The organism is Brevibacillus centrosporus (genome assembly GCF_003710815.1).
Classification (GTDB): domain Bacteria; phylum Bacillota; class Bacilli; order Brevibacillales; family Brevibacillaceae; genus Brevibacillus; species Brevibacillus centrosporus.
On record NZ_RHHP01000005.1, the window covers coordinates 16894 to 42732 of the forward strand.

At 51.4% G+C, this 25839-nt stretch carries 22 protein-coding genes and 1 pseudogene; 21 read left to right on the forward strand and 2 right to left on the reverse strand.

Features of this window, described 5'->3' with window-relative positions; genetic code table 11:
* Positions 1-35 precede the first annotated feature (35 nt).
* The 13 genes and pseudogenes from lipP1 to EDM55_RS06480 all read left to right on the forward strand — a co-directional run bounded on the left by lipP1 (position 36) and on the right by EDM55_RS06480 (position 14449).
* A pseudogene (lipP1, locus tag EDM55_RS06420) lies at positions 36-811 on the forward strand (LipP1 family hormone-sensitive lipase).
* Positions 812-849: 38 nt separating this feature from the next.
* Positions 850-2097: an LLM class flavin-dependent oxidoreductase gene (locus tag EDM55_RS06425; protein ID WP_122959892.1), complete on the forward strand. Its 1248-nt coding sequence runs from the start codon at positions 850-852 to the stop codon at positions 2095-2097.
* Between the two features lie 42 nt (positions 2098-2139).
* Positions 2140-2961, forward strand: a complete 822-nt coding sequence (locus tag EDM55_RS06430; protein ID WP_170184432.1) for an alpha/beta fold hydrolase — start codon at positions 2140-2142, stop codon at positions 2959-2961.
* Positions 2958-3845 (forward strand): R2-like ligand-binding oxidase, encoded by an 888-nt coding sequence (locus EDM55_RS06435; protein WP_092276035.1) that lies wholly within the window; start codon positions 2958-2960, stop codon positions 3843-3845. Before EDM55_RS06430 ends, EDM55_RS06435 begins: the two co-directional genes overlap by 4 nt.
* 212 nt (positions 3846-4057) lie before the next feature.
* Positions 4058-4270 carry a hypothetical protein gene (locus EDM55_RS06440; protein WP_122959893.1) on the forward strand — a complete coding sequence of 71 codons (213 nt, stop codon included), beginning with the start codon at positions 4058-4060 and terminating at the stop codon, positions 4268-4270.
* A 140-nt stretch (positions 4271-4410) separates the two neighbouring features.
* Positions 4411-5112, forward strand: coding sequence for a phosphoadenylyl-sulfate reductase (locus tag EDM55_RS06445; RefSeq protein WP_122959894.1), 702 nt, complete (start codon positions 4411-4413; stop codon positions 5110-5112).
* Positions 5113-5132: 20 nt separating this feature from the next.
* Complete coding sequence (sat, locus tag EDM55_RS06450; protein WP_246071017.1) at positions 5133-6233, forward strand: sulfate adenylyltransferase; 1101 nt, start codon at positions 5133-5135, stop codon at positions 6231-6233.
* Between the two features lie 592 nt (positions 6234-6825).
* Positions 6826-8562 carry a biosynthetic-type acetolactate synthase large subunit gene (gene ilvB / locus EDM55_RS06455; protein WP_092276024.1) on the forward strand — a complete coding sequence of 579 codons (1737 nt, stop codon included), beginning with the start codon at positions 6826-6828 and terminating at the stop codon, positions 8560-8562.
* A 1-nt stretch (position 8563) separates the two neighbouring features.
* Positions 8564-9070 carry an acetolactate synthase small subunit gene (gene ilvN / locus EDM55_RS06460; protein ID WP_092276021.1) on the forward strand — a complete coding sequence of 169 codons (507 nt, stop codon included), beginning with the start codon at positions 8564-8566 and terminating at the stop codon, positions 9068-9070.
* A gap of 57 nt (positions 9071-9127) precedes the next feature.
* Positions 9128-10150 carry a ketol-acid reductoisomerase gene (gene ilvC, locus EDM55_RS06465; RefSeq protein WP_092276018.1) on the forward strand — a complete coding sequence of 341 codons (1023 nt, stop codon included), beginning with the start codon at positions 9128-9130 and terminating at the stop codon, positions 10148-10150.
* 56 nt (positions 10151-10206) lie between these two features.
* A complete protein-coding gene (locus EDM55_RS06470) occupies positions 10207-11742 on the forward strand; it encodes a 2-isopropylmalate synthase (RefSeq protein ID WP_092276015.1) in 1536 nt (511 codons plus the stop codon).
* Between the two features lie 81 nt (positions 11743-11823).
* Complete coding sequence (gene leuB, locus EDM55_RS06475) at positions 11824-12918, forward strand: 3-isopropylmalate dehydrogenase (RefSeq protein WP_092276012.1); 1095 nt, start codon at positions 11824-11826, stop codon at positions 12916-12918.
* Between the two features lie 115 nt (positions 12919-13033).
* Positions 13034-14449, forward strand: coding sequence for a sodium:solute symporter family protein (locus EDM55_RS06480; RefSeq protein WP_122959896.1), 1416 nt, complete (start codon positions 13034-13036; stop codon positions 14447-14449).
* Between the two features lie 61 nt (positions 14450-14510).
* On the opposite strand, the gene EDM55_RS06485 is transcribed toward EDM55_RS06480, so the two are convergent.
* Together EDM55_RS06485 and EDM55_RS06490 are read right to left on the reverse strand one after the other, a co-directional pair.
* Positions 14511-15857, reverse strand: a complete 1347-nt coding sequence (locus EDM55_RS06485) for a TrkH family potassium uptake protein (protein WP_122959897.1) — start codon at positions 15855-15857, stop codon at positions 14511-14513.
* A gap of 103 nt (positions 15858-15960) precedes the next feature.
* Positions 15961-17403 (reverse strand): aminotransferase-like domain-containing protein, encoded by a 1443-nt coding sequence (locus tag EDM55_RS06490; protein ID WP_122959898.1) that lies wholly within the window; start codon positions 17401-17403, stop codon positions 15961-15963.
* Positions 17404-17561: 158 nt separating this feature from the next.
* Here EDM55_RS06490 and EDM55_RS06495 point away from each other — a divergent pair, with 158 nt between their 5' ends.
* From EDM55_RS06495 to EDM55_RS06530, 8 genes are all read left to right on the forward strand, one after another.
* Positions 17562-18068, forward strand: a complete 507-nt coding sequence (locus EDM55_RS06495; protein WP_092276237.1) for a MogA/MoaB family molybdenum cofactor biosynthesis protein — start codon at positions 17562-17564, stop codon at positions 18066-18068.
* 192 nt (positions 18069-18260) lie between these two features.
* Complete coding sequence (locus EDM55_RS06500) at positions 18261-20039, forward strand: B12-binding domain-containing radical SAM protein (RefSeq protein ID WP_092276001.1); 1779 nt, start codon at positions 18261-18263, stop codon at positions 20037-20039.
* A gap of 8 nt (positions 20040-20047) precedes the next feature.
* Positions 20048-20707 (forward strand): DNA alkylation repair protein, encoded by a 660-nt coding sequence (locus tag EDM55_RS06505; protein ID WP_174769306.1) that lies wholly within the window; start codon positions 20048-20050, stop codon positions 20705-20707.
* Between the two features lie 170 nt (positions 20708-20877).
* Positions 20878-21495: a DedA family protein gene (locus tag EDM55_RS06510; RefSeq protein WP_092275999.1), complete on the forward strand. Its 618-nt coding sequence runs from the start codon at positions 20878-20880 to the stop codon at positions 21493-21495.
* A 7-nt stretch (positions 21496-21502) separates the two neighbouring features.
* On the forward strand, positions 21503-21859 hold the full coding sequence (locus tag EDM55_RS06515) for a DUF1294 domain-containing protein (RefSeq protein WP_122959899.1): 357 nt from the start codon (positions 21503-21505) through the stop codon (positions 21857-21859).
* Between the two features lie 124 nt (positions 21860-21983).
* Positions 21984-23519, forward strand: coding sequence for a spore germination protein (locus EDM55_RS06520; protein WP_122959933.1), 1536 nt, complete (start codon positions 21984-21986; stop codon positions 23517-23519).
* Positions 23516-24676 (forward strand): GerAB/ArcD/ProY family transporter, encoded by a 1161-nt coding sequence (locus EDM55_RS06525; RefSeq protein WP_122959900.1) that lies wholly within the window; start codon positions 23516-23518, stop codon positions 24674-24676. The genes EDM55_RS06520 and EDM55_RS06525 overlap by 4 nt, the downstream gene beginning before the upstream one ends.
* Entirely contained in the window at positions 24669-25835 is a 1167-nt protein-coding gene (locus tag EDM55_RS06530) for a Ger(x)C family spore germination protein (RefSeq protein WP_122959901.1), read from the forward strand. The genes EDM55_RS06525 and EDM55_RS06530 overlap by 8 nt, the downstream gene beginning before the upstream one ends.
* Positions 25836-25839 lie beyond the last annotated feature (4 nt).

Below are 25839 nucleotides of genomic sequence, written 5' to 3' on the forward strand. Positions count from 1 at the left end.
GAGAGCCCAAGCCGGTAGCAAAAGTAGAGAGCCGGATGATTCCTGTAGAGAGAGCAGAGATTGAGCTGCGCATTTACACGCCTGAAGGTTCAGGATCCTTTCCGTTGCTTGTCTATTTTCATGGAGGCGGCTGGGTCATCGGGGATGTAGAGACGGTGGACACGGTATGCCGTAATATTGCGCACGAGTCCGAGTGTGTGGTGGCTTCTGTCAACTATCGCTTGTCACCTGAGCATAAATTTCCAGTACCTGTAGAAGATTGCTACACGCTGTGCAGTGGGTAGCTTCGCATGCGCAGGAATTGCAAGCAGATGCCTCGCGTCTCGCTGTAGGAGGAGACAGCGCGGGAGGAAATCTAGCAGCGGTCGTCTCCCAGCTGGCAAAAGAACGCAAAGGTCCAGAGATCTCTCTCCAGGTACTCATATATCCGGTCACACAGGTAGGGAGTGACACCGAGTCCTATCGTGAAAATGGAGAGGGCTACTTCCTCACGGCGGATAGCATGCAGTGGTTCTTCCAGCAGTATTTGAATACGGACGAAGAGAAGATGGACGTGCGTGTGTCCCCGCTGCTCGCGGAAGATTTGAGCGGGCTGCCGCCGGCCTTGGTTATTACTGCAGAATACGACCCGCTGCGGGATGAAGGAGAAATGTACGCGGAACGGCTGAAGCAGGCAGGGGTATCGGTCGAGCTCACACGGTATGATGGAATGATTCATGGTTTTTTTTGGATGGCGGGCATTATGGACCAAGGCGGCCAGGCTATTTCGCAGGTATCGAGTCGCTTACGGTCGGTTTTTGAGCGGCTGTAAAAAAAGGACTTTTCGCTGGTGATGAGGGGGAATCGTCGATGAAGTTTGTCGCCTTTCACTTGATGCCCTTTCGGGAGCTGCCTGCCGATTTTGAGGAAACGTACCCAAGCGTCTGGGTCACGCCTCCCAAGAAGCTGTATGACCCGAAAAAAGGTCATCGGATGTACCACGATTATCTGGATGAACTGGAGTTTGAGGTGGACCTCGGGTTTGACGCTGTAGGCGTAAATGAACATCATAGCAACGCGTACGGTCTGATGCCCTCGCCCAATCTGATGGGTGCCATTCTCTCCCGTAAAGTGAGGCACAGTGATCAAACAAGCCTGATCGTCCTAGGAAACAGTTTGGCTTCGTACAATCCACCGATTCGGGTGGCGGAGGAAATGGCGATGCTGGATGTGCTCTCGGGTGGCAAGTTTATCGCTGGCTTTCCGGTAGGGACGTCCATGGATCAAAACTACGCGTACGGGATCAATCCTGCCGAGCTTCGCGAACGCTACTACGAGGCACACGACCTGATCATGAAGACGTGGAAGACGGATGAGATCCTGACCTACAACGGCAAGTACAATCAATTCCGGTACATCAATCCTTGGCCTCGTCCCGCGCAGCGACCGCATCCGCCTGTCTGGATTCCTGGTGGGGGAAGCGTCGAAACCTACGATTTTTCCATTACGCACAACTACTCCTTTTCTTACTTGAGCTATTTCGGCCATAAGTATGCCAAAAAAGTCATGGATCCGTTTTGGGAGCGCAATGATGAGCTAGGGGCTGATCGTAATCCGTACAAGGCAGGCTATTGCCAGATGATTTGCCTCTCGGAAACGGATGAAAGGGCGCAGATCGATTACGAAGGTCATGTTCGCTATTTTTTCAACAAATGCTTGCATGTTGACAGACGCGTAGCGGAGGCACCTGGGTACCGCACGGTGAAAAGCTTGCGCGCGGGTCTTACCTCCCAGTTTGACGGGACTCAGAAAAGCGCAAGTCGGATGCTGAAGGACGGCATGGGCTGGCAAGATTTGATCGATCACGGGTTTATCGTAGCGGGGTCTCCTGCCACTGTTCGAGACATCATGCGGGAGAGCCTGCAAGATATGAGAGTCGGCAATGTCGTCTGTCTGTTCCACATCGGCTCCATGCCACACTGGCTCGTTCAAAAGAATATGCAGCTGTTTGCAGAGGAAGTCAAACCGTATTTGAGCGATATCTACAGCGAGTGGGATCATTCCGCGTATTGGCCAAAGGGGTATGCACAGGAGCAGGAGGTGGAGATGACCGAATAGAGCTTGGATCGTCATGGACAGGAAGAAGAGGGGGGAAAAGGGGTGGCACAGCCAAGCGAGCAGCTGATTGTGGCAAATGAGAGCGTCACCTTTGCTGTGAAGGTAGCGGGGCAAGGAAAGCCTGTGGTCTACTTGCACGGTGCAGGAGGCCTTACTTGGGATCCGTTTCTCGATGAGTTGTCCAATCATTACCAGGTAATCGCGCCGCAAATCCCGGGAACAGGGAATTCCTCCGGGCTGGAAAACATACGGGATTTGTGGGATTTGGTTCTCTGCTATTACGATTTATTTGACGGATTGGGATTGGATAGCGCTACGGTGATTGGGCATTCGCTGGGCGGGATGATAGCCCTGGAGCTGGCCGCCTCTGATCAAAGCCGTGTGAAACAAATTGTCGCGATCGCGCCAACAGGATTGTTTAAAGACGAAGAGCCCGTACCGGATTTGTTCGCTATGCTGCCAGATGAGGTAGCGAATATCATGGTAGCGGACACGGCTTCACCCGTAGCTGAGATGCTGCGATATATGCCGAGGGAGACGGAAAAACGTATCGAAGCAACGATTCAGCGCATGCAAAATATGCAGGCGGCAGCAAAATTTCTTTGGCCCATCCCAGATAAAGGACTGGGGCGCAGAATGCACCGAATCAAAGCGCCGACACTGCTGATCTGGGGACAGCAAGACCGCTTCATCCCTGTTTCGTACGCGGAGGATTTTTGCAGGGGCATCATCCGTTCCGAGCTGGTGGTGATCGATCAGGCGGCACATCTCGTGACGTTGGAGCAGACGGAGCAGGTTTTAGAAGCGGTCAAAGGGTTTGTGGGAGCTTATCAGGACGATGCCTACGGGAGGGTAAACGGATGAGACAGGAGTTCATTTCGACCCAGCAGCGAGGATTGCGTACAGAGCTGCTGCCTTACCAGTTGTATCAAAAAGCGAAGCGGTTTGGCATGTGGGACCCCCAAGATATCGACTTCTCTCAGGATCGCGAAGACTATGCTGCGATGACAGAGGAGCAGAAAAACGAGACCTTGGGCAGAATCGCCGGATTTTTAGGAGGAGAAGAAGCCGTTACTTTGGATCTGCTGCCTTTGATCATGGTAATAGCCAAGCAGGGCCGACTTGAGGAAGAGATGTTTTTGACGACCTTCCTGTTCGAAGAGGCGAAGCATACCGAATTTTTTCGGCTGGCTGTTGATGAAATTGGAGAGAAACGAGATTTGAGTCAGTTTCATGGGGATGTCTATAAAAAGATCTTTCACGATATACTCCCTACCGCATTGAACCGGCTGCTGACGGATGAATCACCAGAAGCGCTTGCAGAAGCATCGACTGTGTACAACATGTTCGTAGAAGGGGTCTTGGCGGAAACGGGATATTACGCCTTTTATGAAGGTCTGAACAAAGCGGGAGTCATGCCCGGACTGATGAAAGGGATTGGCTACCTCAAGACCGATGAGGCGCGGCATATTAGCTATGGCACCTTTCTCTTGCAGCGACTGATCTGTGAGCATCCGCATGTCCACGACGTGATCGTCAAAAAGATGGCAGAGCTAGCTCCGTTAGCGACCCAGCTGTACCAGGGAGTCGATCCGGAAAGAAAGGCAAGCGCATACGGCGTCCGTGTAGAGGAAGTCCAGCAATTTGCCAAAAAGCAATTGGCGGTGCGCATGGAAGTGCTGGCAAGAGCAAAGGGCCAGACGATGGAAGAGCTGTATAAGCAGACAAGAGCAGCGGTGGATCTATAGGAATAGCCTCCTTGAAGGATATAATACTGATGGCACTCGGGAATTCCTGAGTGCTTTTTCATTTGCGTGTGCTAGACATCAGGAAAAAGCGGGAACTGCAGCTCCGACCCAAGTCGGAAGAAAAAACCATCAAACGTCTGTGTCGGGTTGACTTACTGTCGCCATACAATAAAAAGCGTTACAGGAAAACATTGGATAGGGAGAGAGACTAGATGAGAAAACAAAAATGGATGATGACAGGTGCTTCTATGCTGGTAGCTGCTGCTATGTTTGTGCCAGGTGCTTTCGCAAAAGAGAAGGACGATTCGTATGTAGCGCCTTCCAGCGTCTTTGGTTCGCAGGCTTTGTTTGGAGAGAAGAAGCTGCCGACATACGGTCCAGCCCATTTCTTTGCACCACCAGAAAACGAGAACAACGATCGCTAAAGCCAGGAACGGTTGATGGACATAAGCTGTCAGACTTGGGATAGGTCTGGCGGCTGTTTTCTTTTCGGGGGACGAATCGCCAGTTGCTGTCCTCCCACATATGATGGTGGGTGAATCAATGCAAGAAAGGAGTTTGGCTGATGAGCGATCGCCACATGATGGCGGATGAGGATCTGCAGGTCTGGGCATACCGACTGGAAGCCAAGGCGCCCATGGACATTTTGGTGACAGCGGTGGAAAATTATGCGAGCGGACTCGTTCTCGCATCTAGCTTTGGTGCGGAAGACGTCGTATTGATCGACATGCTGCACAAGCTGGCACCCACGATTCCTGTCTTTTATTTGGACACGAACAAACATTTTAACGAGACGTACGATACACGTGATCGGCTGCAGGAGCGGTACGGGACAATATTTATTCAGGTTCTGCCCCAACTGACGCTAGAGGAGCAAGCCCAGCAGCATGGCGACAAGCTGTGGGAGCGAGAACCGAATCTCTGCTGTGAGATTCGCAAGGTAGAGCCGTTGAAGCGGGTGCTTTCCCAGTATCAGGCTTGGGTGACGGGTATCCGCAGAGAGCAGGCGCCTACCCGGGCAAACGCAAAAAAAGTGGAATGGGATGAAAAGTTCAACCTGGTGAAGTTCAATCCACTCGCAGATTGGACCGAGCGCCAAGTCTGGGAATATATACATGCCAATGATGTCCCATACAATCCTTTGCACGATCGAAACTTTCCCAGCATCGGCTGCAGCGTGTGTACGCGTGCGGTACTGCCGGGTCAGGACCCTCGATCGGGAAGATGGGCAGGTCACGAAAAAACGGAATGCGGGCTGCACAAATGAGCGGCAGGGGAGGAGAAAAAATGACACAGACAAACCTGCTGACAAAGACCATTATCATCGACAGATGGACGCTATCTGACATTGATTGTCTCGCGATTGGCGCATTTGCACCCCTTGCCGGATTCATGGGAGAAGAAGATTATCACGCTGTTGTCGAGACGATGCGACTGGCGAGTGGAGCCGTTTGGCCGTTGCCGGTCACACTGGCTGTAGACGAGGCAAAGCATGGCACCATCCAGGTCGGCGAGCGTGTCTTGCTGCGTGGCGAAGACGGTGTCGACTATGCGATTTTGCACGTGGAAAGCAGCTATCGTCCAGACAAAAGGCGGGAAGCCCAGCAGGTCTTTCGGACGACAGATTTGGAGCATCCAGGGGTAAAAAAACTGATGCAAAAAGGCGAGGTGTACTTGGGCGGACCACTGGAATATTTACAGCGGCCAGTACCTGAGCAATTCGCTGACTATTACCTCACTCCGACTCAGACGCGAGAGATTTTTCAGCAAAAAAACTGGAAAACCATCGTGGGCTTTCAAACGCGCAATCCCGTGCACCGGGCACATGAATATATCCAAAAAGCAGCATTGGAAACCGTCGATGGCCTGTTTTTAAATCCGTTGATGGGTGAAACGAAATCAGATGACGTTCCGGCTGTCGTGCGAATGGAAAGCTATCTGGCACTCTTGGAAAATTACTACCCAGCCAATCGTGTCCTGCTCGCTGCCTTTCCCGCTGCGATGCGCTACGCAGGCCCGAGAGAAGCAGTTTTCCATGCGATGGTGCGCAAAAATTACGGCTGCACTCATTTTATCGTGGGACGCGATCATGCAGGGGTAGGCGATTATTACGGAACCTATGACGCCCAGCATATCTTCTCGGAATTCGAGCCAGAAGAGCTGGGGATATCACTTTTGTTTTTCGAGCACAGCTTTTATTGCAAGAGCTGCGAAGGGATGGCCACGACCAAGACGTGCCCGCACGATAAGAGTCAGCATGTGACTTTATCCGGAACCAAGGTACGTGAAATGCTGAGAAACGGTATCGTCCCTCCTCCGCAATTCAGTAGACCGGAAGTGGCGAAAATATTGATCGATGGATTGAGTGAGAAGGTAAGAAAAGCGTGAGTGAGAGAGTGCGGAACGGGTTGTGCCGTTCCGTTTTCCTCTCTTTTTATGAGGACGAGCCAGCTTGTTCTTGTATGCGCTTTCATCCAAAACCCTTACTATGTCGCCGATTTTTATTGAACGTTCGTTCGGACGAAAGTCTAAAAAAATGTCGTTCTTTTCGTTGACACCCCCTAGGTGCCTAGCTATAATCAGACGTAACACTTTATATTCTGACAACAACAATATTGAAAATATTGTTATAATATCAGGCTATGACGAGGAGGATGCGCGTCAACTCTTTTCCAGAGAGCCCGGATTGCTGAGAACCGGGTAAAGAGCGCTCGCATTGCTCGCCTCCGAGCTGTTTCGCTGAAACTTGCGCAAGTAGGTAGTAGGCAGAACCGTTTAACACCCGTTAGCGTGTTACAGTCCACAATACGTTGTGACTGGCTGAGATCGGCTGACCGTGAGGCGCCGATAAAGTTGGGTGGTACCGCGAACCCTTTCGCCCCAAAAGACATGGAAATCGAACCGTGTCGGGGCGAAAGGGTTTTTCTATGTTGTTATAGTTATTTTCAATACCTGTTGGAAAGTGGGAGGAGGAGAGGAAATGAGTGTTGAAATGGCCGAAATGCAGAGAAAGAATAGTATTCCACCGATTCAGTTCGGCGAAGAGGTTACGGGGGCAGAAACATTGCTTCGGTGTTTACTCCTCGAAGAAGTAGAATACATCTTCGGCTATCCAGGTGGGGCAGTACTTCCGATTTACGATTCCTTGTACGGGAGCTACTTCAAACACATTTTGACCCGCCATGAACAAGGAGCGATCCACGCAGCTGACGGGTACGCTCGTGCTACGGGCAAACCGGGAGTATGTATCGCAACATCCGGTCCAGGGGCAACCAACCTGGTAACAGGAATTGCGACTGCGCAAATGGACTCGGTTCCACTGGTGTGCATCACGGGTAACGTCGCTCAGTCGTTGATTGGGACAGACGCTTTCCAGGAAGCAAATATCACGGGGATCACGGTTCCGATTACGAAGCACAGCTATTTCGTTCGGGACGTGCGCGATCTGCCACGCATCGTAAAAGAAGCGTTCCACATCGCCACGACAGGCCGTCCGGGCCCTGTGTTGATCGATATCCCTAAAGATGTCGCGAATGCCATTGCACCGTTCACCTATCCAGATCATGTAGAAATTCGCGGCTACCGAGCTGAGGTAGTTCCGGAGGATGAAGAGGTTCAAAAGTTTATCGATGCAATCAAAACGGCAAAGCGTCCCGTAATCATGGCAGGTGGCGGAATCATCGCAGCCAGTGCCGACAAGGAACTGCTTGCTTTTGCAGAGAAAACACGGATTCCGGTTATCAATACTTTCATGGGTCTGGGTGGTTTTCCGGGAACACATGAGCTGTCTCTCGGAATGCCAGGAATGCACGGTAACTTCACGGCGAACCAAGCGCTGCTCAACGCCGATTGTGTCATCGGTTTAGGTGTCCGCTTCGACGACCGGATCACCATGGGTCGCACCAAGGAATTCGCACCAAATGCTCGCATCGTCCACGTCGATATCGATCCGGCCGAGTTGGGTAAAAACGTATCCACAGCGGTGACCGTCACTGGCGATGTGAAAAACACGTTGGAAAGAGCGATTCCGCTGGTGACCGCATGTGAATCAGAGGCATGGATCAAGCAGCTGAAAGACTGGCAGCAAAAACAGCCGTACAAGTACAAGACAGACGGAGATACGTTGAAGCCGCAAGCTGTCATTGAACTGCTGTACAGCTCCACAGATGGGGAAGCGATCGTCACTACTGACGTAGGACAGCACCAGATGTGGACAGCACAATACTACAAGTTCAAAAACGCTCGCTCTTTCATCTCTTCCGGTGGTCTTGGCACGATGGGCTTTGGCTTCCCGGCTGCGATCGGGGCGCAAATCGCTCACCCGGAACGCACGACCATTGCTGTAGTGGGAGATGGCGGCTTCCAGATGACGAATCAGGAGCTCGCAATCGTATCCCAATACAACATTCCGGTGAAGGTCGCAATCGTCAACAACCAGTGCTTAGGGATGGTTCGTCAATGGCAAGAGTTGTTCTACGACAACCGTTACAGCCAAATCGACCTGACCTGCAGCCCGGATTTCGTCAAGCTGGCTGAAGCATACGGCGTCAAAGGCTTGCGGGCATCAACTCCGCAAGAAGCCGAAGCAGTGTGGGCAGAAGCGCTGGCACATGACGGTCCAGTCGTGGTTGACTTCCGTGTCGCACAGGGAGAAAACGTCTATCCAATGGTAGCTGCTGGAGACACACTAGATCAGATGGAATTGGGGGAAGAGTAAGATGCAGCAGCACACGATTGCCGTACTCGTCAACGACTACCCCGGGGTGTTGACCCGCGTATCCACCTTGTTTGGTCAACGCGCGTTCAACATCGACAGCATCACGGTAGGGGGCACAGAAGAGGCAGGCCTGTCCCGGATGATTATCACCACCGGGGGAGATGACCGTCAGATCGACCAGCTGATGAAACAGCTGCACAAGCTGATCGACGTCATTTCCGTGACCAATCTCAGTGCAAACCCGTACGTGTCTCGGGAGTTGGCGCTCATTAAGGTCAGCGCATCACCTAGTCAATTGGCTGAGCTGAACGGGATTGTTGAACCGTTCCGTGCAGCGATCGTCGACGTAGGGCCAAGCTCTTTGATTGTTCAGGTCACAGGTGATTCTGAGAAGATTGACGCGCTGCTCGTATTGCTGCAAAGCTATGGTGTACTCGAATTGACGAGAACCGGCTCAGTAGCGATGGCTCGCAGTATTGTTCCAGCAACAGCCGCTGCAATGGTTTAAATTGCAAAATTCTGAATAGAAATTCACACTAAACATCATTTTAGGGAGGCTACACAAATGGTAAAAATGTATTATGAAGCAGACGTAAAACAAGAGGTACTGCGTGGCAAAACAATCGCGATCATCGGTTATGGAAGCCAAGGACACGCGCAAGCACAAAACCTGCGCGATAGTGGATATAAAGTAGTAGTAGGTCTGCGCCCAGGGAAATCTTGGGACGTTGCAGTAAAAGACGGCTTCGAAGTTTTAACAGTAGCAGAAGCAACAAAACGCGCTGATGTGGTACAAATCCTGATGCCAGACGAGCGTCAAGCACAAGTATACCGCGATGAAGTAGCTCCAAACCTGAAATCCGGCGCAGCTCTGTGCTTCTCCCATGGTTTCAACATCCACTACGCTCAAATCTTGCCACCAGCTGACGTTGACGTAATCATGGCAGCTCCAAAAAGCCCGGGTCACCTGGTTCGCCGCGTATACCAAGAAGGCTTTGGCGTACCTGGCTTGATCGCCATCTACCAAGATGCGACTGGCAATGCAAAAGACCTGGCTCTTGCATACTCCAGCGGGATCGGTTGCACCAAAGCAGGTGTTATCGAAACAACCTTCCGTGAAGAAACCGAAACAGACCTGTTCGGTGAGCAAGCTGTCCTTTGCGGTGGCGCGAGCGAGCTCGTAAAAGCTGGCTTCGACACATTGGTAGAAGCTGGATACGCTCCAGAAATCGCCTACTTCGAGTGCTTGCATGAGCTGAAGCTGATCGTTGACCTGATGTACGAAGGTGGCCTGGCTCGTATGCGCTACTCCATCTCCGACACAGCTGAATACGGTGACTACAGCACAGGCCGCCGTATCATCACTGACGAAACGCGCAAAGAAATGAAAAAAGTACTGGCTGAAATCCAAGATGGTACTTTCGCTCGCAACTGGATCCTGGAAAACCAAGCAAACCGTCCTGGCTTCACTTCCCGCCGTCGCCTGGAAGCAGAACACGGCATCGAAGTAGTAGGTGAGCAGCTGCGTGGCATGATGTCTTGGCTGAATAAAGAAACGAAAAAAGAAGAAGCGAAAATCGGTCAATAATTGGCCTGCTCACAGACAATATATAATGTAGGAAATAAAGTGGAGGTGAAAAGTTCATGCGGACCATTGAGATTTTTGATACGACCCTGCGGGATGGAGAGCAGTCTCCTGGCGTCAATATCAGCACGAACGAAAAGGTGGAGATTGCCCTTCAACTAGAAAAGTTGGGCGTAACGAGGATCGAGGCAGGCTTTGCAGCTGCCTCCCCTGGTGACCAAAAGTCGGTGGCCGAAGTGGCGAAGCGGGTGAAAAACTCGACTGTCGTAAGCCTGGCACGTGCCGTTAAAGACGACATGGATAAAGCATACGAAGCGCTTCGCGACGCGCAAAACGCATCCCTCCACGTCTTTCTTGCAACATCTCCGATTCACCGTCAGTACAAGCTGAATATGAGCAAGGAGCAAGTGCTGGAGCGCGCTGTCGAAGCGGTCACCTACGCGAAAAAGTACTTCACAGAGGTACAATTTTCCGCAGAGGATGCGGCTCGTACAGAAATCGACTTTCTGGCACAGGTCGTCGAGGCGGTCATCAAGGCCGGCGCTACCACGGTCAATATTCCGGATACGGTTGGCTACATGACGCCAATCCAGTACGGACAGATCTTCAGTGACTTAAGACGCCTCGTACCGGCAACGGAAGGCATTCGCCTGAGCTGCCACTGCCATGACGATCTGGGTATGGCGGTAGCCAACAGCCTTGCTGCTGTCGAAGCAGGAGCGACACAAGTAGAGGGAACCATCAACGGGATCGGCGAGCGTGCCGGTAACGCGGCCCTTGAAGAAGTCGCACTGGCTCTGGAAACGCGCAAGGATTACTACCAGGCGACGACCAAGCTTCATTTGAAAGAAATCGCACGTACCAGCCAACTGGTCAGCCGTTTGACAGGGATGATCGTTCCGGGGAACAAAGCCGTTGTGGGAGCAAACGCTTTTGCACACGAATCTGGCATTCATCAGGACGGCGTGCTGAAGGAAGTTACCACGTACGAGATCATCCGTCCAGAGTCGGTCGGCTTCAAGTCGAACAAACTGGTGCTCGGTAAACACTCGGGTCGCCATGCGTTTAAAGAGAAGCTGATTGAGCTCGGCTACCATTTGGAGCAGGAAGAAGTAAACACAGCGTTTGCTGCCTTCAAGGTACTGTGCGACAAGAAAAAAGAAATCAGCGATGACGATATTCTCGCGCTGGTCGATACCAAAATGGTAAAAGGCCAGGAAGCCTTCCAGCTGGAATCTGTCCAGCTCACTTACGGAAACCTCTCCGTGCCAACAGCGAGTGTGCGGTTGATGTGCGCAGATGGCTCCGCGGTGGAAGAAGCAGCAGTCGGGAATGGCTCCGTCGATTCGATCTACAAAGCCATTGACCGTGCGACAGGCGAAGATGTGACGCTTGTTGACTACAAGATCCTTTCCGTTACACAAGGGAAGGACGCATTAGGTGAAGTGTTCGTCCGTCTGCAGCAGGGTGATCTCACGGTGACTGGCCGCGGTGTGAGCACAGACGTTTTGGAAGCGAGTGCGATCGCCTATGTACGTGCTATCAACAAGATTCTCGAGCGTCGGGGCGAATCCGTGCCAGTAGGTGTCAACTAATAACCGCACTCCCCCTTTGGGTAGGATGAGGGAACCAGTAGAGAACGGAAACCATTACAGAATAGAAAAGCGGGATAGACGATGAAAAAAGAGTATCGTATTGCCGTTCTTCCAGGAGACGGTATTGGACCGGAAATCATGCAGGAAGCGGTCAAAGTCCTCACTCTTGTAGGAGAACGCGAAGGAGTCACCTTTACGTGTGAAGAAGGCCGCATCGGTGGGATCGCCATCGATACGGACGGAACGCCGTTGCCGGAAGAAACGGTGAAGCTGGCAAAACAAGCAGATGCTGTATTGCTGGGAGCTGTTGGCGGGCCGAAATGGGATCAAAATCCAGGCCATTTGCGTCCAGAGACGGGTCTTTTGGGAATCCGCAAGGCGCTGGGACTGTTTGCAAACATCCGCCCAGCAACGATGCACAGCTCCCTGGTAGAAGCCTCCACGCTCAAGCCGGAAGTCGTATCGGGTGTGGATCTGATCGTCGTTCGTGAGCTGACAGGCGGTATCTATTTCGGAGAGAAAAAACGCTACGATGGCCCAAATGGGGAAGTAGCAGAAGATCAATGCATTTATAATGAGGCAGAAATCGAGCGAATCATTCGCGTAGGCTTTGACATTGCTCGCAAGCGTCAAAAGCGCCTCGTTTCTGTTGACAAAGCAAACGTGCTGGAAAGCTCCCGCCTCTGGCGCAAAGTTGCTGAGCGTGTCGCTGCGGATTATCCAGATGTGGAGCTGTCGCACCAGCTGGTTGACTCGTGCGCGATGCAGCTGGTACGTGCACCGAAGCAGTTCGATGTCATTGTGACCGAGAACATGTTTGGGGACATTCTCAGTGACCAGGCAGCTATGTTGACCGGATCCATCGGTATGCTGTCCTCTGCAAGTCTGGCTGCAGGCAGCTTCGGGCTGTATGAGCCTGTTCACGGCTCTGCGCCTGACATCGCAGGAAAAGGAATTGCCAACCCGTTGGCAACCATCCTGTCTGTAGCGATGATGCTCCGTCTGTCCCTCGGGATGGATGAGGCAGCCAATGCAGTGGAAAATGCCGTCTGGTCGGTTCTGGAAGCTGGCCATCGTACAGGTGACATCGCCAGCGATCGCAGCAAAGCTATCGGCACAGTGGAGATGGGGCAACTGGTTCGCGACGAGCTGTCCAAAACTTGGGTACAGAAGTAAGCAAGCAAACCCTGCCGTTTTCCCTTGGGATGAATGGCAGGGTTTTTGTTTGACCAAATAACTGTACTAAGTATTATAATATACTGTAGATAGGTAATCTTGGAGGGAACATACTGTGGCTTCCATACCGTTTTTCATCTGTTTCTTACTCGTTCTGTTCCTCACGGTGATTGCCGGATTGGCAGCAAAACGAAGAGTGAAGGAAACGAGTGATTTTACCAATGCGAGCGGCTCTTTGACGTCAGGGATGGTCGCGGGGGCATTGGTAGGCGGGTTTGTCGGCGGGACGTCGATCGTAGGTACGGGGGAGCTGGCCTTTTCGCATGGACTCACTTCGCTCTGGTTTACCTTGGGGGGCGGTGTTGCAGTGATCCTGCTAGGATTTACAGCGCAACGCTTTCGTCAAATGCAGGTGGAGACGCTGCCAGAGCTGATCGGGCTGCAGTATGGAGCACAGGCTCAGCTAGGGAGCAGCCTGTTTTTGTCACTGGGAATGTTTATTCAAGTGGTTGCGCAGATTCTCGCCGCTTTGCCGTTCGTCTCTGTCTTTTGGCAGACGAATCTGTCTGTGCTCGCTTTGATCCCATCGTTCTTGATCATCGCCTACGTCTTCGCTGGAGGATTTATGGGGGCAAGCCTAGTTGGCACAGTCAAGACCGTGATGCTCGTGGCGCTTTTGCTTGGGACGGGCGTTTGGCTTTGGGCCACTATCGATGGTGGGATGTACGTGAAATGGTGGCAGGAAGGGCGCTTTCAGCTTATTGTTCCGGAAGCGGGGATGGGATGGGCGCAAGGGTTATCCATGCTCATCGGAATCTTTTCCACCCAAGCCTACCTGCAGCCGATCTTTGCCAGCCGCAGCACGCGTGCGGCGAAAACGGGTGCGATCACAGCGGGCTTCCTGATCATTCTGATTGGTATGGTTAGTGCGTGGATCGGGATGTTCATGCATGATGTTCACCCGGAACTGCTGCCACGCGAAGCGATTCCACAGTTTTTCCTGATGCATTCACCTGCTTGGCTGGCGGGTGCCGCCTATGCAATCATCCTGCTATCGGTCGTCATGACAGGAGCAGCTTTGACGCTCAGTATTGCAACGATTTTAAATAGGGACGTGCTCCAGCGCTATTCTACCCGATTTGTTGAAGAGACCCGAAAGCTGGCTGTATCAAGGCTTCTGATCCTGGCTGTTATCGGCATATCCTACGCGATTGTGTGCTGGGACGATCGAGGACAAATCCTGCATTGGGCATTCTTGGCCATGACCTTGCGAGGTGTGACGATATTTTTCCCCGTCATTTTTTACTTGTTCCGGATTTTGCCCGTTCAATCCAAGTGGGCAGTTGCCGCGATATGGGGAGCGCCGATCTTTTCCCTCGTATGGAGCGGATGGTTCTTGCCGATCACCGGGATTGACCCGCTTGTCATCAGCGGCTTCTGGAGCGCTTTGGCACTGCTCATTGGCTGGTGGCTAGTGCGCAAAGAGCCGCGGCAAAATGACATGTCTCTCCGGCATGTGGATACACGGTAGTGGAAGAAAGCGAACCCCGTATTGCCTTTTTAGAAGGAAGTACGGGGTTTTTCGCACGATTCTATCCAATTGTGATCTTGCCTTTTGGATAGCGGAAGTATTCCTTCTGCTTGCGTTGAGCCAGGGCAAAGGCGATCGTCAGTGGCCCCAACCTGCCTACAAACATCGTCAGCACGATCAGAATCTTGCCAAAAGGCGATAGCTCAGGAGTTAAACCCATCGATAAGCCAGTAGTGGCAAAGGCAGAGGTGACTTCAAACAATATCATCTGAAACGGTGCACTCGGTTCCGTAATGGCAAGGATCATCGTGACGGCGATCACGATGAATAGACCGATCATCGTAACAGTCAAAGACTTGTAGATCATGTGAGGCAGAATGCGCTGACGGAAGAAGATGACATCTTCCTTCCCTTTGATTTGGGCCACAACAGCCCCTATCAGCGTGGCAAAGGTGGTCGTCTTGATCCCGCCGCCGGTTGATCCGGGAGAAGCCCCGATAAACATCAGCAGAATGATGAGGAACAAGGAAGATTGATGCATATCGCCAATGCTGAGCGTATTGGAGCCGGCAGTCCGTGCCGTCACGGACTGATAGAGAGAACCGAGAACTTTACCTAGAATGGACAACGGCTGTAGCGTCTTTGGATTTGTGTATTCCAGTGCGAAAATCAGGACAGTTCCTAAGACGACGAGGAAAGCGGTCGTAGATAGAACGACTTTTGTATGCAAGGAAAGCCGGTGTGTATGGCGATAGTCATAAACCTCGCTTACGACCATAAACCCGATCCCGCCTACGATGATCAGTGCGCAGACGACGAGTGTGACGAAGGGATCATCTACGTAGGCAGTCAGACTGGCGTAATCCCCCATCAAGTCAAAGCCGGCGTTGTTAAAGTTGGAGATCGCGTGGAAGAAGCCAAAGTAAATGGCTTTCCCCAAAGGAAAATCAAAAGCAAAGCGGATGGACAACAAGATCCCACCAATTAGCTCGGCTAAAGCAGTAAAGACAAGAATCATTTTTGCGAGCCGCACGACTCCTTCTATGGAAAGCTGGTTGAGCGATTCCTGCAGGATAAGGCGCTCACGTAAAGAGATTTTTTTTCGCATGAGTAAGGCAAAAAAAGTGGCGAGTGTCATAAATCCGAGTCCGCCGATTTGAATGAGCGAAAGAATGACGATCTGGCCAAAAACGGTAAAGGTAGTACCCGTATCTACGACTACCAGTCCGGTGACACAGGTAGCTGAAGTGGCGGTAAACAAGGCATCCAGCCAATTTAGGCCTCTTCCATCCACGGTAGCAGAAGAGAGGGTTAATAAGAAGGAGCCGATCAGAATAATGAGAGCAAACCCGATGACAAGTGTCTTGGGCGGGTCCAGGCGAAGCTTCTCAACAACTTTCCGTATCATAGTAGGGATGACCTCGACTTTTCGATGTTTCAAAGTAGGGACGATCTAGGCACTCGCTTCCATTTAGTATGGTAGGAATGCTTGGAAATATAACGAGATGCGTTTACCGGATCAAGGCTGCACCCAGACGATACAGCCAGTGCTTGAGCTCGCGTTCCTCCATAGGAGCGAGCGGGAAGCGCACGGCGGGGCGGCGCACGGTATCTTCCGGTTCATCGGCCACCCGAAAAGCGTGCCCGGGCGTGAGTTCCAGGCCTTCCTCCAGCAGCATGGCGACGATCCTGTCCTCACTTTCAGCCGCTCTGTCAGATGCTACTCCCCATTCGATCCACGTGTTTAAGCCTCCCGAAATCGGATACATGCGGGCATGGGCAGGCAGGGAGTGACTCTGCTCCTCCCACAGACGTTGAAAACGGGAATGAAAAAGAGCACGCCTGTCAGCCAGGTACACATCCGAAAACCACGGATCATCCAAGAGCTTGATCGCAGCCTCAACTACGACGAGAGAGGGCTCAGCACCAGTCATGGATACGATTTGACGGGATCTTTCCAGCTCTTCCTTGCTAAGATCAGCTGGCAGCAACAGGATACCGAGCTGCAGATCCCGTGCGAGTGTTTTGGACAAAGAGTGCAGGTAATAGACTTGGACGGAGATTTTCGCATCGATGGCCATCTGATACAGAGGAGTGCTGGGCTCTGAAAACCACAGATCTCCATAGTGGTCGTTTTCTACCATGCGCACGTTCTTTTGCGCGGCCCATTGCAGCAGCTCTTCCTTTCGCTGGTGCGAATAGCTGATCCCTGTAGGGAAGTGATAGTGCGGGTTGATAAGCAGCCAATTGGCAGGGTAATGCTCATGCTCTTCGTCGAGCGCATGTATGGAGATGCCTTCCTCATCCATGCGAATGGGACGGACGGTAATGCCGCATTGACTGAGCAGCCGCAAAAATACCGGATAGCTGTATTCTTCGACGTAAACCACATCCCGAGGATTCATGACTCGCTGTGCCAGGAAAGCAAAGCCGCTGGTGCTGCGGTTAAACGACAGCACGCGCTCCGGGAAATGGGGGAGTCCTCTGCGGCTCAAATGGTCCGCAAACACTTTTGCAGCATGAGCGAGCCGGACTTTCTTTTGGGCAGATGGCTCATCCAGCACGGCCAGACTGTCGTTAAAAGCACTGCGCAGCCGCTTTACCAGCTCTTCGCCAGGGCGGGGAGAAGAGTCGGCGAGCGAGGCGATCGGGATATCGGTGAGCGGCAGCCGGCTTTCCAGCCGAGCTTCCTTGGCTCTTTGCGTCAAATAGTAGCCTTTGCCGTGGACCGCTTCCAGCCAGCCTTCTTCAGCCAGATGATCGTAGGCTTTTTTTACGGTTTCCAGCGAGCAGCCACTCACGGTTTTCATGTCGCGCAAGGAGATCAGCTGCTGCCCGTCTACGAGAAAAGCGCCGTGCAGGATCGCTGTCTGTAATTGTTCGGCAAGCTGTATGTACATGGGCGTGTGTGCCTGCTTGTGAAAGTGAAACGCGAAAAAAGGGCGGTTTGCCATTCGGCTGCGCCTCCTTGTCTGTCAAAAATAGCAGTCAAGAGAATTATATAGGAAAAGAAGCGGATGTAGGTAGCGAACAATTAGAAAAACTCCCGTTGCCATTCGCGCGCATGGTATGATAATCAAAGAGATTACGGATGGGAGCTGACAAAGCGGACATGAGTACGCAGGAACATAAAGCACTATCGCCCAAGCAGGTAACGTGCATGGTCATCACTGTCTCTGATACGAGAACAGAGGAGACGGACAAAAGTGGTCAGCTGATGAAAGCGCTGCTTGAAGAAGCGGGAAATGCTGTCGCTCTGTATCAAATCGTCAAGGACGAGCCTACTGAAGTACGCGCTGCTATCGAGAGCGGCATGAATCATGCTGACGTACAAGTGATCTTGTTAAACGGTGGAACAGGTATCTCACCGCGCGACAACACGTTTGAGGCCGTTTCTGCTTTGCTGGAAAAAGAGCTGCCAGGCTTTGGCGAGCTGTTTCGGATGCTGAGCTACACCGAAGACATCGGACCTGCCGCAATGCTCAGCAGAGCGATCGCAGGAACGAGAGCCGGCAAGGCGATCTTTTCCACACCGGGATCGACGGGAGCAGTTCGATTGGCGATGAGCAAGCTGATCGTACCCGAGCTTGGGCATGTGGTACGAGAGCTGAACCGCTAAAAGATAGGGAGGGGGGCGACGTGGCGGTGCGCGCATGTTGCCCTTTTTTCATGCAGGTTTTTCGCAGGGAGAATGGACGGGATTTGCCGTATTCTGTCCGCTTATGGTACTGTTACCAAAGGAATATGACTCATGCAGTCAAAATACAAGTCAAGGCATGAGCCAGATCGTGCAAGGAGAGTAGACAGAAACATGAATATCTTGTTATCGACGTTAAATGCAAAGTTTATCCATTCTTCATTGGCCCTACGCTATTTGCGCAGCTATGCGCAGGCTTCCTTTCCAACAATTGAGCTGGTCGAATATACCATTAATGATGTGACGTTAAACATTGTGGCAGACATCTACAAGCGTGAGCCGGATGTAGTGGCGTTTTCCTGTTACATCTGGAATATCCGTGAAACGCTAGACGTTATTCGCAATCTGAAAAAGGTTTGCCCAGATGTACCTGTCATTTTAGGGGGACCTGAAGTCACGTACGACGCTGATTTTTGGATGAAAAAGCATCCCCAGATCGATGTCATTGCCATCGGTGAGGGGGAGCAGACCTTCCTGGAGCTATTGCAGGCATATCAGGAGGCGAAAGTGACGGGACAGCCTCCGCGCTTGCGGGACGTAGCCGGGATCGCCTATCGGGACCAGGAGCACGTCCGTTTCTCCATGCCTCGTGCCCAGATCGAGGAGATGGATACCATTCCTTCTCCGTATCAGGATCATTTGGATGAGCTAAACAACCGGGTCGTGTATTTCGAAGCGTCCCGAGGCTGCCCGTTCAAATGTCAGTACTGCCTGTCGTCCATTGAAGACGGCGTTCGCTACTTCAGTCTGGAGCGGGTAAAGGAAGATTTGCTTCGCTTGATCAACCACGGGGTCAAGACGATCAAATTCGTTGACCGTACATTTAACATCAATAAAAAGTACGCATTGGAGATCTTTCAATTTTTAATCGACAATCACAACGGCACGGTTTTTCAATTTGAAATTACCGCCGATATTTTGCGTGCGGATGTCCTCGACTTCTTGACCGAGAATGCCCCACCGGGAGTTTTCCGTTTTGAGATCGGCGTACAGTCGACCAATGACGAGACGAACCGACTCGTTCAACGCATTCAGCGCTTTGACCGATTGTCTCGGACGGTTACGCAGATCAAAAACTCCGGCAAAATCGATCAGCATCTGGACTTGATCGCCGGATTGCCGGAAGAAGACTATCAGTCCTTCCGAAAAACGTTCAACGATGTATTCGCCCTGCGGCCAGAAGAGCTCCAGCTGGGCTTTTTGAAAATGCTTCGCGGAACCGGTGTACGTGCGCGTGCAAAAGATCATGGCTACGTCTTCATGGATGAATCCCCGTATGAGATTCTCGGGAACAACGTCCTGTCATTTGGCGACATGCAAAAAATCAAACGCGTAGAAGACGTACTTGAGAAATACTGGAATGCCCATCGGATGGATCATACGCTGGAATGGTTGCTGGAGCACGTGTTCGATTCGCCGTTCGACTTCTTCCAGTCATTTGGCGACTACTGGGAATCAAAAGGCTGGAGCCGGATTGGACACCAGCTGGAGGATCTGTTCACCCGCCTGCAAAGCTTTTTGCAAACGCAGCAGGTGGAGAAGCTCGAGCATGTCATCAGCCTGATGAAATTCGACTTCCTGCACAACCAGAAGCATCGACCGCGCAAGCTTTGGTGGGAAGATGTCATGGAGAAGCAGGAGATGCAGGCTACATTCTCGGCGGTCTTTGAACAGAGGGACCAGCTGCGGGAAGACTTCGCTCGCCATGCTTCCTTAGAAAAAGATTATTTCAAGCATACGCTCACAGCTAAAGTATCCTTTGACATTGATACCTGGATTAAAACCGGAGACGTGATCGAGGGAGACTATACACTGGTCGTCTACTATCCATACGTGGAGGGCGAGCTCAATGCCTTTACGATGGTAGATGCCAATACGATTGCAAGCGCATGACAGCTATGATCCATCCATTTGTAGAGGAAGCTGTCCGTCTGTTCCAAGAGCATGCAAACCCGGAGCTTGCTGGGCCGATGAGAAAATATATGAAGGACCATTTTCCTTTCTTGGGGATCAAAGCTCCCGTGCGAAAAGAACTGAGCAAAAGACTGTTGAAAGAGCAGGGAATTCCGGACGACTGGGAGACGGTCGTCCGGCAGCTTTGGACGATGCCAGAGCGCGAGTTTCAATATGTGGCCATGGACCTGCTTGAAAAGGTGAAAAAAAGGCTCGAAGCGGGCCATTTGAGACTGGTGGAAGAGCTGATCACGACAAAATCCTGGTGGGACACCGTCGACTATTTGGCAGCTCATACCGTCGGGACTCTGTTTCGTCTGTTTCCTGCGCTGATCGCTTTGACAAATGAAAGATGGATCGCCAGCGGGAATCTGTGGCTGCAACGGACGACGATCCTGTTTCAGCTTTCTTACAAGGAAAAGACGGATCAGGAGCTGCTCTTCACCAACATTCGAATTTATAAAGACTCCCAGGAATTTTTCATCCAAAAAGCGATAGGCTGGTCATTAAGGGAGTATGCAAAAACGGATGCCGATGCGGTGATCCGTTTTGTCGAGAAGACGCCACTGGCGAGTCTGAGCAGAAGAGAAGCGCTCAAGCATTTCTAGCTCGTAGACATATTTTCTTCGCTTGATAAAAAGAAGGCTTCTATTGCAAAATAGACGAGTACCTTTTTGGAGGATTGTTTCGTATTAGAAGGGGTAATGATCGGAAGGACAATGATTCACATGCAATCCTAGAAACAGCCGCAAAGTGGCGAGGATAGGGGAAGTTGCTCATGGAAATCAACCTGCTGATGTCAATCATAGAGCAATACGGTTACCTGGCCATTTTCTTCTTGCTATGGCTGGGAATCGTAGGATTGCCAATTCCTGACGAGCTTGTTGTGGCGACAGGAGGATTTTTGGTATCGATTGGCCTGCTGGACCCGGTGTACTCTTTTTTGGCAGGGTATCTTGGTGTGGCCTCCGGATTGACAATAGGCTTTTTACTTGGAAAATTTTTTGGCAAGCCTATCTTACAGTGGCTGTCGAAAAGCGAGAAAATGAGGCACGCCGTAGAACGCTCGACGGAGCTATTGCGAAAGTACGGGACTTCGGCGCTTTGTATTAGTTATTTGTTTCCAGTCGTACGACATGTCGTTCCTTATCTGGTGGCGATGGGGGGCATGACCTATCGTCGTTATGCCCTGCTCTCTTACCCGATCGGTTTGGTATGGACGATCGCGTTTTACCTGCTGGGTTACGTGTTTGGGAATCACGTGGAGGCCATTGTGGTCATGATTCGTCATTACGGCTTCTACACGCTGCTCGTTTTGGTTGCCTTGCTCGTGATCGGCTTGGTCATTCGCAAATACGTCATGGGGAATCGGGCCTATCGGGCAAAAGGAGAGTAGGTAGGTCATGTTTCATAAGCAATTGCACGCACATCGGAGAAACCGCAATCTCCTGCTTGCTGTAGGGTGGGTATTGGTAATCGCGGGCTGCGTCTCGTCGATCCTGTGGCTAGGGGGAGCTGGCGGTTTGCTCCTGAATGGGTATGCGTACTATTTGATGGCCATCGACAAACGGCTCGCTCCCAAACGAAGCTTCCGAATTCCGGAGGCGAGTCTCTTCCTGACGGCGATCTTGGGTGGAGGAATAGGTGCCTTGATCGGGATGCTGACGCTTCGCCACAAGACGAAGCATATCTCGTTTATGATTGTCGTCCCTGTTTTCTGTATCTTGCAACTGTTCCTGCTTTTGCAATCACTTATCTAGGAGAAAAGAAGGGTTTCGCATGCATGGCGTGCGAGGTCCTTTTTTTATTGGGTTTTCATTTCCTTTCTTGGGCACACTATCCGTACATCTTTATCGAAAAGAGCGAATCAAAGGGGGGAGAGCGTTGAGCCAGTTTTGGAAGGCGTGGCAGAGACGGAAGGAAACCCTGCAGTCACAATCCTTGAATCTGCATGCGGATAAAAGTATGGAAAGCGTCTCTGACCTGATTCTCAGTGAAGATGTGGGTGAAAATATTTCGCTCATTCGCGAGGAGCTCGGAAAATGCGACGATCTGGTCATTCGCCGTTTTCAAAACAAAGATAATAAGGATTGCGCGATTTTTTTCCTAGATGGAATGGTTGATCGAAACATCATCAGCGACTTCATTATTCGCTATACGACGACGACGGATGTCACCTATGAGGGACCTGCTACAAATGAGCTGGAAGCGACAGACAGCTTGAGGCAAGTCATTCGCAATATCTTGTCCGGTACTGCTGTTCTGTTGGTTGATGGCAACAGCCAGGCGTATCTCAATAATACGCGGGGCTGGGATCGTCGCAGTGTAGAAGAGCCGCAGACAGAGTCTGTCGTGCGTGGACCTCGTGATGGATTCTGCGAGACGCTCTGTGTCAATTCTGCCCTCATTCGGTTTCGGCTGAAAGACCCGAATCTACGAGTACGGCATATGGTCGTAGGGCAGAGGACGCAAACCGATATTTACGTCATGTATATCGAGGGTTTGGCTCATCAGCCGATCGTCGAAGAAGTTATTAGCCGGATCGAAAAAATCAATGTAGATGCTGTACTCGAGAGCGGTTATATCGAGCAATTGATTCAAGATCGCAGGTGGTCTCCTTTTCCTCAGATTCAAAATACCGAGCGGCCTGATAAAGTTGTCGCCAATCTCTTGGAAGGAAAAGTGGGGATTTTGGTCGATGGGACTCCGTTCGGATTGATTGCGCCTGCTGTCTTTTCTCAGTTCTATCAAAGCCCGGAAGATTACTATGAACGGTTTTACATTGCGACATTGATTCGCTTCATCCGCGTCATCAGTATTACCATTGCCTTGCTGCTGCCTTCGCTGTACATCGCATTCAGCTCCTTTCATCCGGAGATGATCCCCTCACGGCTTGTGATCGCGATGGCGGCCGGACGCTCCACTGTGCCGTTTCCCTCCCTCGTGGAAGCGTTATTCATGGAGCTGGCGATTGAGATCCTGCGGGAGGCGAGTGTGCGTCTGCCTGGTCCGATTGGTCCTACGATTGGGATCGTCGGAGCGTTGGTAGTAGGGGAAGCGGCGGTTTCCGCAGGACTCGTTAGCCCGGTCATGGTGATTATCGTCGCAGTGACGACAATTGGTTCGTTTGCGTCTCCAAGCTACAGTGCCGCAATTGCCATACGCATGCTGCGTTTTCCGGTGATGATCTTGGCAGGAATGTTCGGCTTGTACGGAATCATGCTGTTCTTGATCGTGATTCTTGTACATCTTTCGTCTATCAAGTCGTTTGGAGTATCGTATATGTCACCACTCAGTCCCTTGAATTTGCTCGGCATGCGCGATCTGTTCATTCGCGCTCCGCATCATTTGATGAAAACGCGCCCCAGCATGTTTCATGTTCATGATAAAGTCCGGATGAGAGAGGAGGATAAACCATGAGCCAGAAGCAGGTGAGCCGCGATATCAATACCTTTTCGCTGTGGCAGCAAACCTCCCTGATTGCAAGCACGCTGATTGGAGTAGGTGTCTTGACGTTGCCAAGGACGACAAGCGCCAAGCTGTATGAGGCGGGATGGCTTGCTCCTCTTATCGGTTCCTTTTGGGTCTTTTTGTCCGTGTGGATGATCGCCAAATTGAGCGATCGATTCCCGGGGAAGACATTTATCGAATACAGTCCCATTGTTTGGGGATCTGCCAAACATCCACGTCTGGGGAGATGGCTGAGTCTTCCCTGGGTGATCGGCTATTTGCTATTTCTGTATTTATCTACAGCTATTGTCGCTCGAGTATTTGGTGAGGTAGTCGTAACCTCCGTTCTGCTCGATACCCCGCTGGAGGTTATCATCATCACGATGTTTCTGCTGGCGCAAATGCTATGTATGCATGAAGTCGATGTGCTTGCTCGAATTAACGAGCTGCTGTTTCCTCTGATTTTGTTTCCTGTTCTGGTCATTGCGATCGCATCATTTCAAAAAGCAGAGTGGAACAACATGCTCCCCTTGTATCGCGTTCCGGGGAGGGCGCTTTTTGAAGGAATCTATGAAACGGTTTACTCGTTCTCTGGCTATGAGATCATGCTGATCTTCTACGCCTACGCACACGAGAACCAGAGCAAGGTGAAGGCGGGGTTTTACGGAATTGGCATTGCCACGTTTGTCTATACACTGATTGTCTTAGCTGGCATCGTGGTATTTGGTTATGAGGAGCTGCAGAGAGTTTCGTGGCCGACGCTGGAGCTTGTGAAAACGACGCAAGTCCCGGGCCTGATTCTGGAGCGTCTGGAATCCGCCTTTTTGGCCGTATGGGTAGCCGCCGTGTTCACTACGGTGGCTAATGCCTATTATGCATTCGTGTATGGACTGCGACAGCTGTTTAATAAGGGGATCCAATTCCAGCGTATCATCTCTGCCATTCTTTTTATTCCGCTCTTTTTTATTGCGCTATGGCCGCAAAACATCGTGGATATTTTTCGAGCCAGCTCTTATTTAGGGATCATTAGCCTTTACCTCAACCTGGGTATTCCGCTTCTCTATTTACTCGTAGTATTTGCTCGAGGAATGGGGAGCAAGGCGAAGGAGAGGAAAGCGGGTGGCTAAACACTGGTGCCGATTCGCTGTTCTTTTGGTTTTCGTGACGATGCTGACAGGCTGCTGGGATCGGAGGGAGCTGGAGGAGCGTACCTCTGTGTTAGCCGTCGCGGTCGATATTGTGGAGGGCAGAGAGGATCTGTATAAAATGACTGTCCAGATTCCCATTCCGATCAAGATCGCGGGGAGCAGTGGACAAGGCGGCGGTGGGAACTCGGACGCCGTCAAAATCATGAGCGTGACGGGCAGGACCGTGACAGACGCAGCAAATAACCTGCAGCTGCGGCTCAACCAAAAGCTGTTTCTCGGCCATACCCGCGTTCTTGCCATCAGTGAAGAGGTGGCAAAAAGAGGGATTCAGGACATCATGGACGGCTATCGCCGCGAACCGCAGATCCGCAGGCTGATGTGGCCGATCATTGTGAAGGGCGAGGCAGCCTCCCTTTTGAAAATCAAGCCGCAGCTGGCGCAAATCCCGGTGGTGTTTTTGATGGATCTCATCGAGAATGGCTCGAAGATGGGGACGATCCCGGATCAGACGTTAGGAGACTATTTTAATCAAACCTCGAACAAGTCGATGGAGCCGTTCCTAAATTACGTACAGGCTAGCGAGAGTGAAGTGAGATGGAAGGGCATAGCCGTCTTTCGTGGTCACAAAATGGTAGGTGCGATCAACGATATTCAATCCTGGTCCTTGCTGCAGCTGCGAAACGAACAGCGTGGAGGCGATGTCATTATCCCTCTCCCAGGCGAGCAAGGGGGCTTTGTAACGTTCCGCCCGCATTTTGTCAAGACCAAGTTAAAGCTAAATGACAGTCATGTTCTTGGCAATCAAAAGAAGTCAAACCCTCAGCACTCAGCCACGTTTTATTGCGAGCTTCAGGGAGATATTGTTGAAGTAACCAAAGACCTGCATATCCCGCCAGAAGAATTCATCAAGAAAATGCAGACATTGATCAAGAAAGAAATGGAAAATCGGGCGAAAAAACTGTTCACCCAGCTGCAGAAGGACTACAACAGCGATATCTTGCGAATTGGACTCGCATTGCGTGCCCATCATTACCGCGATTATTGGGAAAAACACGATTGGAAAAAGGAATTTAAAGACTTTCCGGTCGAGGCTGTCTATACCATCAAGATTCGCCGGTTGGGTATGGAAATGCAATAGGAGC